At 59.3% G+C, this 11,102-nt stretch carries 8 protein-coding genes; all 8 read right to left on the bottom strand.

All coding sequences use genetic code 11. The features are described from left to right. Positions 1 to 90: 90 nt before the first annotated feature. The gene (locus tag PMI09_RS29705; RefSeq protein WP_007792054.1) at positions 91 to 3,168 is read right to left on the bottom strand and encodes a PAS domain-containing protein; all 3,078 of its coding nucleotides are present in this window, start codon (positions 3,166 to 3,168) and stop codon (positions 91 to 93) included. Positions 3,169 to 3,435: 267 nt separating this feature from the next. Next, positions 3,436 to 5,232, bottom strand: a complete 1,797-nt coding sequence (locus PMI09_RS09910; RefSeq protein ID WP_244423746.1) for a fatty acid--CoA ligase — start codon at positions 5,230 to 5,232, stop codon at positions 3,436 to 3,438. Positions 5,233 to 5,328: 96 nt separating this feature from the next. Further along, positions 5,329 to 6,270 carry a 3-hydroxyacyl-CoA dehydrogenase NAD-binding domain-containing protein gene (locus PMI09_RS09905; RefSeq protein WP_007792049.1) on the bottom strand — a complete coding sequence of 314 codons (942 nt, stop codon included), beginning with the start codon at positions 6,268 to 6,270 and terminating at the stop codon, positions 5,329 to 5,331. A 2-nt stretch (positions 6,271 to 6,272) separates the two neighbouring features. Beyond that, positions 6,273 to 7,214 carry a hypothetical protein gene (locus tag PMI09_RS09900; RefSeq protein ID WP_007792043.1) on the bottom strand — a complete coding sequence of 314 codons (942 nt, stop codon included), beginning with the start codon at positions 7,212 to 7,214 and terminating at the stop codon, positions 6,273 to 6,275. 19 nt (positions 7,215 to 7,233) lie between these two features. Next, entirely contained in the window at positions 7,234 to 8,082 is an 849-nt protein-coding gene (locus tag PMI09_RS09895) for an enoyl-CoA hydratase (protein WP_007792042.1), read from the bottom strand. Between the two features lie 60 nt (positions 8,083 to 8,142). Then, on the bottom strand, positions 8,143 to 9,369 hold the full coding sequence (locus tag PMI09_RS09890; protein WP_007792039.1) for a CaiB/BaiF CoA transferase family protein: 1,227 nt from the start codon (positions 9,367 to 9,369) through the stop codon (positions 8,143 to 8,145). A 39-nt stretch (positions 9,370 to 9,408) separates the two neighbouring features. After that, on the bottom strand, positions 9,409 to 10,212 hold the full coding sequence (locus tag PMI09_RS09885; RefSeq protein ID WP_007792036.1) for an enoyl-CoA hydratase-related protein: 804 nt from the start codon (positions 10,210 to 10,212) through the stop codon (positions 9,409 to 9,411). Positions 10,213 to 10,280: 68 nt separating this feature from the next. Continuing rightward, positions 10,281 to 11,102, bottom strand: an 822-nt coding sequence (locus PMI09_RS09880; RefSeq protein ID WP_007792033.1) for an acyl-CoA dehydrogenase family protein, incomplete at its 5' end; no start/stop codon positions are given.

The following is an 11,102-nucleotide window of genomic DNA, read 5'->3' as shown; positions in this document are numbered from 1 at the left end:
TGAACGGTGGGGTCATTTGTTATCTTCGCAAGCCATTTGATGAGCTGCATCTGATACGGTGTCTTCGTGCGGCTCTGCCGCCCGGCGCGCCTAGCGGCTGGAATTCGTGACTTCCCTGTCACCGCCGGGCAAGGAGAACCGAAGTACGGCCCCGGGCGAAACATCCGGGTCTGCCCATAGCCGGCCGCCGTGGGCATCGATGATCGACCGGGAGATCGACAGTCCCATCCCTACCCCGCTCGACTTCGTGGTGTAGAAGGCCTGGAAGACGCGATCGACATGATCGGGATCGATGCCGGGTCCTGAATCGCGCACGGAGACGAGGACGCCACCAGTCTGGCTTTCTTCGGTGCTGATAAACAATTCCCGTGACCCGGCCTCGATCGTGCTCATGGCTTCGACCGCGTTCAGGATCAGGTTCAGCACGACTTGTTGCAGTTGAACACGATCGCCCTCAATGGGAAGCAGTGCCTCCGCCAGGCGCGTCCGGACCGAGATTCCATTCGTGGTGATTGCGCTTCGCGCCAATCCAATCACTTCATCGATCGCCTTGTTCAGATCGAAACGAGACTTCCGAGGAGGCGCGTTCTTGATGTGATCACGGATACGGTCGATGATATCTCTGGTTCGGTCCGCATCGTCGACGATACAGGCGAGCGCTTCTCGGATTTCACCCAGATCCGGCGGATTTCGGTCCAGAAAGTGTATGGCCGCACGGGCATTGTTACGCGCCGCAGCTATCGGTTGCGTGATTTCGTGGGCCAGCGAGGCGGTCAATTCTCCCATCACGCTCAGGCGGTTCATGTGCGCGAGTTCCGACTCCAGCTCCCGCAGCCTCTCACGCTCCGCTTGCGCGCGCATCAGGGCGGTCACGTCGGTGCCGGTGCCGCGATAACCACGGAATTCTCCGTTGGCATCAAACACTGGCTTGCCGCTGGCCTTCACATACATGGGAGAGCCGTTATGGCGATCGGAGTAATATACAAAGTCACGGAACGGCTTGCGTGAATCGAGACTTGCCTGGATATGCAGCCATTTCTCCGGCTCCGTTTCAAGATCGAGGGCGCGATCCCAGCACGTCGTGCCGAGCCGATCAGCCGTGTCTGAGCCATACGCATTTCCTGTCAGCAGCGTGAACCTATAGTCTGGACCGATTTCCCAAAACCAATCGGAGGCACTTTCGGCGTAGTCGCGGAACTTCCCCTCACTCTCGCGCAAAGCTTGCTCGGCGCGCTTGCGTTCCGTCACATCGAGAAGTGTACTGACCACCTCCAGAAGTTCTCCATTCGCTGAGAACTTCGGATGAGCGGTCATTTCGATGTATTTGATGTTTCCCGCGGGCAGTTCAATTCGGTACTCGAGTTTATAGTCTCTCTTCTGCTCCACCGCTTGCCGGGCCTCCTCGCGCACCCGTTCTCGGTCGCCAGGGTGGATCCTTTGTTCCACAGCGTCGCGGCTCGGGAGGCCGTTGCGTGGATCAAACTCCAGAATTCGATAAGTCTCATCCGACCAATAAAGAAGCGCTGTGTTATTGTAGGCTGCGGAACCGGTGTGACTCAGCCGTTGCGCTTCGGCCAAATAGGCCTCGCTATGGCGTAGTCGGTCTTCGGACTTCTTGCCTTCATCGACGTCAACAGACAGGCCGTACCACTGAATGATCTGCCCCTGTGGATCGCGCAGCGGCTCAATGCGAGCGTGGTGCCAAGAATATCCGCCGTTCGACTGACGTAGACGGTACACGGCCTCGCAGGATGTTCCGGTCTGAATTGCGTGATCGATGGTCTTTATAAAGTCTGGCAAGTCGTCCGGATGCAGGAATCGCTCCCACTTACGGTTCTTGAAATCCTCAAGTCGCGTGCCAGTGTAGTCCAACAGGCGCTGATTGGCATGGGTCGGTTCACCGTCGGGGCCGGTTGACCAGATGAGGCCGGGCACCGTGTCGATGATTTGCCGGAGCCGGTATTCGCTTTCCCGCAGAGCTTGCTCTGTGCACTTGAGCTCTTCGATATCCAGGGTCGTCCCGATCCATAGTAGCAGGGTTCCATCGCTTGCCCGGAGCGGCTCGGCATGAGTGAGAAACCAGCGGTAGTTTCCTTGAGCGTCACGGACTCGATAATCATGCTCTCCGCCCTCGCCACTGCGCAGGAGATTTGACCAGTATCTGCGTGCTTCTTCGTGGTCGTCCGGATGCAACAGGGGGATCCAGTCGTCCCACTGCGCCCCAATGTCGATGCCGAAACGTAGGGGATGATCTTTCGGAACACCAAGGAAATCCCCTTGTCGTTTGTTCACGAAGGTGAGGCTGCCGGATGGAGTTCCGTACCAGGTATAGGCCGGAAGCACATTGAGAATGGATTGCAGCTGCGTCACGAATCTCGGCCATTCTTCGGTCTTCTTGCCTTCATCGATGTCAAAAGACAGGCCATACCACTGAATGATGCGCCCCTGCCGATCGCGCAAAGGCTCGCAACGAGCATGGTGCCAACGAAATTCGCCGTCCGCCCGGCGCAGCCGCAGCACGCCCCGGTACGACGTTCCCGTCTGAATTGCGTGATCGAAAGCCTTTGCGGTTTCTGGAACGTCGTCAGGGTGCACGAAGGCTTCCCAACCAACATGCTTGAAATCCTCCAATCGCATGCCGCTGTAGTCCAGGAGGCGCTGGCTGACATGGGTCGGTTCACCGTCGGGACCAGTTGACCAGATGAGGCCGGGTACCGTGTCGATGATTTGACGGAGCTTATACTCGCTCTCCCGAAGCGCCTCCTCCGCTTTTGTTCGATCATCAATGTCGATCAGAACGCCGTACCAGCGCAGCACACGGCCGTCGCTCGCCTTCAATGGTGCTCCGTTTACGACGAACCACCGATATCGACCGTCCGCTCCCCGAAATCTGCAAACTACATCGTGAGGCGTCCCAGACTCCAGGTTCCTTAGCCAGGTGTGCGTCTTGAACGCGACGTCGTCCGGATGGACTGTTTCCATCCATCCATCGCCGGTAATTTCGCCGAGTGTTGCTCCAAGATACTCAAGCAAACGCTGGTTGACGTATTCGATATTGCCCTCGGGCCCGGCACTCCACACAAGCGCCGGAATCGTATCCACCAACAGGCGAAGCTCTTGCTCGCCGCTGACGAGTGCCTCCTCAGCTCCCTCACCGTCCTCTGACACAGGCCGCTCCATGGCCGAACTACAGGTTCGAGCGACCATCTTATCCCCTGCGTACGAGACGAACCATGTGCTTTCGACCTCGTTTTGACGATTCCAGATCTACGTGAAGCAAGGCTTGGCGTTTCGCATAGTCTGCCACAGCAACATTGGCTGAACCGACGAACGCCTGCCGCTCCTTGGTCAATCTGCCCGACGTAGATGGAGCCTGGCGCCGAGCAGCTCGGGCCCTTTTAACCTCGAGGTCGACCGCATGGTTGCGCACGTGAGCTAGAGTTTGCCGTATTTTTCTCTGAGCTCATTCTTGTTGAACTTCCCAACGCTCGTCTTCGGGAGCGCATCGACAAACAGGATCATGTCGGGGATCCCGTACTTCGAGATCACCCCGGCATCGGCGAAGGCCTTCAGATGCGACTTGATCAGCGTATCGCTGAGATCGCCGCCCGTTAGGACATCCCTGACGACCAGCGCCAGTGGTCGCTCGCCCCATTTGTCGTCCTTGACGCCGATGACGGCGGCTTGCGACACCCCGTTACATTGCGAAATAAGATCTTCGATCTGGAGCGATGACACCCACTCGCCGCCGGTCTTGATGACATCCTTGATCCGGTCGACGATACGAAGATAGCCGTCAGGCTCGATGACGCCGATGTCATTGGTGTGTAAGTAGCCGCCAGCCCACAACTGCTCGGATGCTTCAGCATTGTCGACATATCCCTGGGTGAGCCATGGCGCACGCACGACGACTTCGCCAGGTGTTTTTCCATCATGCGGTACTTCGTTCAGACCAGCGTCGACCAAACGGATATCGACCAGCGGTGCAGAGATGCCAGCTTTGGTTCGGATATCGACCTCTTCCTCGATATCGCCGGTCAGATCCGCGGATTTCACATGCGCCAGACAAAGCAGCGGAGCACTCTCCGACATCCCGTAGCCGGCGAAGATGTCAACGCCTAGAGCAAGGGCCTGCTTGGCGAGCCCCTTCGGCAGTTCCGAGCCTCCGATCACCATCTTCAAGCCGGCGAGATCGGTATTTGCCGCCGTGGCCGCGCCAAGCAGCATTTGCAAGATCGTCGGCACACAGTGTGTGAAGGTTACGCCTTCGGTTTTGATCAGCTTGACGAGCAAGGCCGGGTCGTAGTGTCCCGGATACACTTGCTTGACGCCACAAAGCGTCGCCGTCCAGGGAAGTCCCCAGGCATGCGAGTGAAACATCGGGGTGATCGGCATATAGACGTCATCGCGGCAAAACCGGCCTTGTTTCGCGGCGGTGCCGAAGAAAGCCATTTCGGCAAGTGAGTGGAGTACCAGTTGTCGATGACTGAAATAGACGCCTTTCGGAAAACCCGTCGTGCCGGTCGTGTAAAAGGTAGTGGCAAGGGCGTTTTCGTCGAAGTCCGGGAAGTTGTAATCAGGCGAAGCGCCGACGAGGAGGTCCTCATATTCGCCGGCGAATGTAAGCCCGCCGGTTTGGGGCACCGCCCGATCCGACATCAGGATTAGCGTCTTCACATTGGGCAACTGCTGCTTGAGGCCTTCCAGAACCGGGACGAAGTCGTCGTTGACGAGAAGGACTGACGCTCCCCCATGATTGATCGTATATGCGATCTGTTCCGGTGACAGGCGGACATTCACCGTCTGCAAAACAGCTCCCATCATCGGAACGGCAAAATAGGCTTCCAGGAATCGGTTGCTGTCCCAGTCGAGCACGCCGACGGTGTCGCCGGCTCTAACACCGAGGCTCGCAAGGCTGGACGCGAGGCGCCCGACGCGTTCGCGCAACTGGCGATATGTGAGGCGCTTGGTGTCGCGATATACAATCACCTGATCGGGCGTTTGTGCTAGCGGGGTATGCCATATCTGCTTCAATAGAAGCGGATATTCGTAAGCGGACTCGGCGGCCTTTATAAGCTTTCCGGTCATGGTGGTATCCTTGAAGGTATGAGCCGTCAGGGCTACTGTGAGCTGGCGGCAACCGTTGTTTTGAGGGCCCGTCAGATCGATGTTGGCGGCGATCGCTGGGGCAGCTGTAAAGTCCTGGGTGCAGCCAGCGATCTTACGTTTCATCTTCGGCGCTGGGCCACGCTGCGGGTGAAACACGCCGAGCGCAGTTCGGGTTTGGTTTCCAGACGGCACGCGCACCTACTCCAAGTGCGCGTTGCCTCATGCAGAATTGGCACGCAGTTCGAGCAGCCCGAGCAGGACCTCGTCCCGCTCGGCGGTCAAGTCGTCGATCGACCGCGAGCCCACTTCGGCACGAACGCCTGCGATCAGCTTTTGCTGGAGTTCCGGGGTCAGTTGCGGTGAACCCAGGACCTTCCACCAGGCGGTCATCGGACCGGTAAATTGCTCCAGGAAATGCTCCATGCCGCCTTGACCGCCACCGAGATGGTTAAGAAGAACCTGGCCCATGATCCCCCATCGGAGCCCCGGCCCCCAACAGAGCGCGGTATCGACGTCAGCGACGCTGACAACGCCCTCGCCCACCAGATGATAGACCTCCCGGGCAAGGGCAGCTTGCAGCCGGTTGGCAACATGTCCCGGCACCTCTTTGTGAAGGCGGACGGTTCGCTTGCCGAGAGCCGTATAGAATTCAGAAGCGCGCCGGATCGTCTCCTCGGACGTCTTGGTACCGCCGACGATCTCGACAAGCGGGATCAAGTGTGGCGGATTGAACGGATGGGCGATGACGCAGCGCTCCGGATGAAACGGGCAACCGGACTGGATCTCGCTCATCGTCAGGCCCGATGAACTCGACGCGATGACGACATCAGGCGGCAGCAGCTCGTCGAGCTGCCCATAGAGCTTCTTCTTGAAATCGATCCGCTCGGGTCCGTTCTCCTGCACCAGATGGGCACCCTTCACGGCCTCTGCCAAGTCCGCTGTAAAGACCAGTCGCAGTTTAGAGGCGCCGGGCGTCAGGCCCAGTCTTTCGAGCGCGGGCCAGGCGCCGTCAACGAAGCGTCTCAACGAAACTTCGGCGTTCGGGGCGATATCGGTCGCCACGACGTCGAGGCCCTTCGCCAGGAAGAGTGCCGCCCAGCTCGCGCCAATGACGCCCGTACCGATAATGGTGACTTGAGAGATCGGCTTGTTGCCAGTCATGGTCAATTCTCCTTTGAAGGGATTTCGACGTATGCAACGCCGGACAGATTGCCTTGGGCGAAGAGAAGCGCACGCTTCTCGGAGCCATCGAGGCTTGCAGAATAGAGCGAACCGCCAAGGTCGGTGACGAACATCCGATTGCCGGGAACGTCGAGCGCGATACCGATGCCTTCCATCAGATCGCTGGCGATGATTTCAGGTGCGTGTTCATTTCTGACCGGCGCATCGATTGAGGTACGATTGACCGTATTGCCAAGCGGAGGATTACCCCGGTCCGTCCAGTAGATGACACGGCCTTTAAGATCGAGTTCGAGGTCGATCGGCTCGGGCAGGTTGTCGAACCATACTTCAATGTCCGTGCGACTGGCGGCGTCCTCGCCATTTGGTACGTCGATGCCCGCACGGAAGATGCGGCCGAGGCCCGAATTGTCGGCACCTTTCTGTGTCCAGTAAATTTGCCCGCGCTCGGGATCGACCGTGATGCCGACGCACCACTTCGCGGCGTCACGACGGTCAGCGTCGCTTTCGCCGGTCTTGACCAGGGTCTCGACATTCGTGCCGTCAAGATTTGCGCGCATTACCCGCATGCCCTCGCGGTCGCACCAGTAGAGCTTGCCGCTGCGCTTCTCCAGGTGAAGCTGCTTTGGCGTGAACGTGATGCCCTGGGGGATGATGACCTTGCGATTGCTGCCATCAAGGTCGGCACGCTCGATGGAACCGTCGTTGAGGTTGGGCACCCCCATGTTGGTCCAATAGATATGGCCGGCCTCGATATCGACGGCGATGCCATCGGGAAGGTGACAGTCAGCGACGATAACCTTCCGGCTGGAGCCGTCCGGACTCATCGAGTGAATGCGGCCACCACTCAATTCCAGAACGAACAGTCGGCCAAGCGCCTCGTTGCGGCCAGACGTCGGTTTCAACTTCGCCAAAGCGTCAGTCATGGTTCTTTCCTTTCACTGCTCAGGACATCGATGCCGAAGTATTCCTGCGGCATTTCTGCATGTCCGTTGGTTGGCAACGGCCCTCGGTGGCCGGTACTGGTTTGTCCTTTTTGGTGAAGTCAGGTGGGCGCTTCGCCAGGAAGGCCGTCATTGCTTCCTTCGCGTCCTCAGAACGAACCTGCACGCTGAATGCTTCGTTCTCGGCCTTCATTGCCGTCTTGATCTGTTCGCGAAAGGAACGCTTCAGAAGTCGCTTGGAGGCTTGCAGGGCGCCAGCCGGCTTCGCGGCCAGATTCCGTGCTGTTTCGGTTGCGACCTGCAGCAGGTTCTGATCGGGCACCACCTGCGTGGCCAATCCCAACTCTGCAGCGCGGCTGGCACCAAACGGCAACCCCAGCAAAATCAGCTCGGCCGCACGAATGTGCCCGATTGTCAGTGGAAGCAAGCAGCTCGATCCAAATTCCGGCACCACGGCGAGGTTGATGAAAGGCATCTGGAACCTGGTGCTTTCGCCTGCGTAGACGAAGTCGCAGTGCAACAGCATGGTGGTTCCGCCGCCGATCGCAGCACCGCGCACAGCGGCAATCAGCGGCTTGTCGAAATCGACCAGCACATTCATCAGCCGAGCCTGAGGAGATTCTCCTGCCCCGGGCGGATTCTCCAGAAAGTCCTTCACATCGTTGCCGGCGCTAAAAGAATCTCCCGCGCCGTGCCAAAGCACAACGCGTATGCGCTCGTCCTTAGCCGCGTCAGAGAAGACATCCGCGAGCTTCGTGTACATGCTCGAAGTCATCGCGTTGAGTTTTCTCGGACGGTTCAATTCAACGCGAAGTATGCCTTCAGAGCATTCAGTTACTATGTCATCCATCGTCGTCAGTCTCCGTCTGGCCAGTAACGCTCGGCAAGGCTGGGGGGTGCCGCCCCCGCTCTATGCGGCTCGCCCTTGTGCTTTCGGGACGGCACCGCTGGCGTGCAGGCCGTTGATCTCGTTGGGGCTGAAGCCGAGTTGGTTGAGGATCTCCTCGCTGTGTTCACCGAGTTCCGGTGCCCGTGTGGCCGGGACCTTGGCTACGTCATGGATCTGGAGAGGGCTGCTGATCGTGAAGTTGAGGTTTTCACCAGCGCCTTCGAGTGGAACGACGATGTCGTTCGCTTTGAGTTGCGGGTCCTTGATCACTTCACCAGGGGCAAGCACCACGCCATAGGTCAGATGGGAATGCTCGAAGACCTCACGCCAATGCGCCATGGGCTGCGAGGCAAAGGTCTGGTCCAGGATCGCCGTGAGTTGCGCTGAATTCGCGGCCTGCTTTGCAGGGTCGGCAAACCGGGCATCCATCAAGAGATCCGGGTGGCCTATTCCATTGGCCAGAGCCGGCCATTTGTCGGGCGTCAATACGATTACAAACCATGTGTCATCGGCCGCCCGATAGACATTGAATGTCGCGTTCGGCGGATTGGCGCGATCGTGCAACGGGAAGAACGCAGCGTCGGCAAGTGCCGCCTGAACCGAGACAGCGCACGCCCAGACGCCGGCAGCCAGCAAAGAGGTCGTGACGTATGAGCCCTTGCCCGTGCGTTCCCGCCGGTAGAGTGCGGTCACGATTGCCGAATAGAGGCTGACCGCCGTCGAGTGGTCGCCGCTGCCCGCCACCGGCAGTGTCGGCGGGGCACCGGCATCTCGTGTCAGCGAAAGCAGGCCGCTTCGCGCCCAATACGCCGTGATGTCAAATCCGGGAAGCTGCGCGTCAGGTCCCTTGTCGCCGTAACCGGTCACATCCGCATAGATCAGGCGCGGATTCCACGGCGCGACATCGTCATAGCCGAGCTTGAGTTTTTCACGAGCGGGATGCGGCGTATTGACGATCAGAACGTCGGCCCACTCGACCAGTCGACGCAGAACTTCCCTGGCTTCGGGCGATTTCAGATCGAGCGCCAATCCGCGCTTGTTCCGATTGTTGAGATGCCAGGGATAGTTGTCCTTAGCCCTTGGCTGGGGCGGAATCTTGTATCCAATTCGCCAGGTGTCGCCGATGGGCGGTTCGACCTTGATCACATCAGCGCCGAAGTCTGACAAGATCACGGCGGCACCCGGACCTGCGATAAAGCTCGCCAGGTCCACCACCTTCAGTCCGGAAAAAATATTGTCGCTTGTCATGGGTTGTCCTTTCTGAATTGCCGGGCGCGTCGGGTTTGTTCACCGTCCACGGAACTTTGGTGCGCGCTTTTCGAGGAAGGCGGTCGTACCCTCCTGCTTGTCCTCGGTTGCGGCGCACAGCCCGAAGTACGCGGCCTCGATCAACAGGCCTCCGCTCTGGCTCGCTTCCGTCCCCTTGTTTGCCGCCTCGAGCGCGAACTTGACGGCAATGGGAGCATTGGCAGCGATTTTCGCAAGGATTGCCTCGGCGCGCCGGATCAGATCGGCGGCCGGAACGATCTCGTTGACCAGACCGATGCGATAGGCTTCCTGCGCCGAAATCACTTCTCCGGATAGGATGAGCTGGAGCGCCCGCCCCTTGCCGACCAGCCGCGGGAGGCGTTGCGTTCCGCCACCACCGGGGACGAGACCGAGCGAAACCTCCGGCTGGCCAAACCTGGCCGACTCCACCGCAATCCTGATGGTACAGGCCATCGCCGTCTCACAGCCGCCGCCCAGCGCGAAGCCGTTCACGGCTGCAATCACCGGCTTGCCGAGATTCTCGATGAGATTTAGGACTTCCTGCCCGAAGCGGCTGGACCGCTCGGCCTCGACCGCCGATACCTGCGCAAGTTCGCTGATATCGGCGCCAGCTATAAAGGCCTTGTCGCCGGCGCCTGTGAGAATGACGCCGCGCACCGTGTGGTCGCCACGGGCATCTTCAAAGGCCGCTTTCAAGTCCGACCACGTCGGCGTGTTCAGGGCGTTGAGGACGGTCGGGCGGTTCACCGTGACGTAGGCAATGTTGCCCTTCTTTCCATAGAGAACGTTTTCAAGCGTCAAAGCCGCACTTTCCGAAGTCATGATGATGTATCTCCTGTCAGGAAGAGGGCGAGCCAGGATAGGAGGCGGTCCCCCTGGCTCGCTGGCGCTCACACGAACGCGCCAAGCCCGGTGATGGCTTTACCCACGATCAGATTCTGCATCTGATAGGTGCCTTCGTATGAGTAGAGCGCCTCGGCATCCGCAAAGAACCGCGCGAGATTGTAGTCGGCGACGATGCCGTTTCCGCCGAGCAACTCGCGGCCCCATGCCACGGTTTCGCGTGACTTTGCCGTGCAGAATGCTTTCGCCAGCGACGCGTGGTGGTCGGCAAGCTTGCCTTCGTCATCCATCTGCGCCAGACGCACCATCAGGCACTGGCACGCAGTCACGTTGGCAAGCATCTTGGCAAGGAGATCCTGCACCATCTGGAACGAAGCGATCGGCTTGCCGAACTGCAGCCGTTCCTGCGTGTATTTCAGTGTTGCCTCGAACGCGCCCATCTGGACACCGGTCGCAGCCCAGCCAACCATATATCGAGTCATCCGCAGCACCCGCGCGGTATCGCGGAACGAATTGCCGCCCTGCAGGCGGTTTGCTTCCGGCACGCGCACGTCGTTCAGCGTTATGACACCGTTCTGAACGACCTTGAGCGCAATCTTGTTCTCGATCTTCTCGACACTGAAGCCGGGCGTCGTCTTGTTCTCAACGATGAAGCCCTTCACCTGATTATCGGCCAGGTCGCGCGCCCAGATGATCGAAACATCACACCACGTCGCGTTGCCAATCCAGCGCTTCTGTCCATTGAGCACCCATGTGTCCCCCTCGCGCTTGGCGGTCGTGGTCAGTCCCCCGCTTGTCCCCGAACCGACCAAGGGCTCGGTAAGGCCGAAGCAGCCGATCGTTTCCCAGCGCGCCATCGGCGGCAGCCA

The sequence above is a fragment of the Rhizobium sp. CF122 genome, from assembly GCF_000282035.1.
Lineage (GTDB): Bacteria > Pseudomonadota > Alphaproteobacteria > Rhizobiales > Rhizobiaceae > Rhizobium.
The sequence above is the reverse complement of the archived record's forward strand: the minus strand, read 5'-3'. Positions and strand labels throughout refer to the sequence as shown.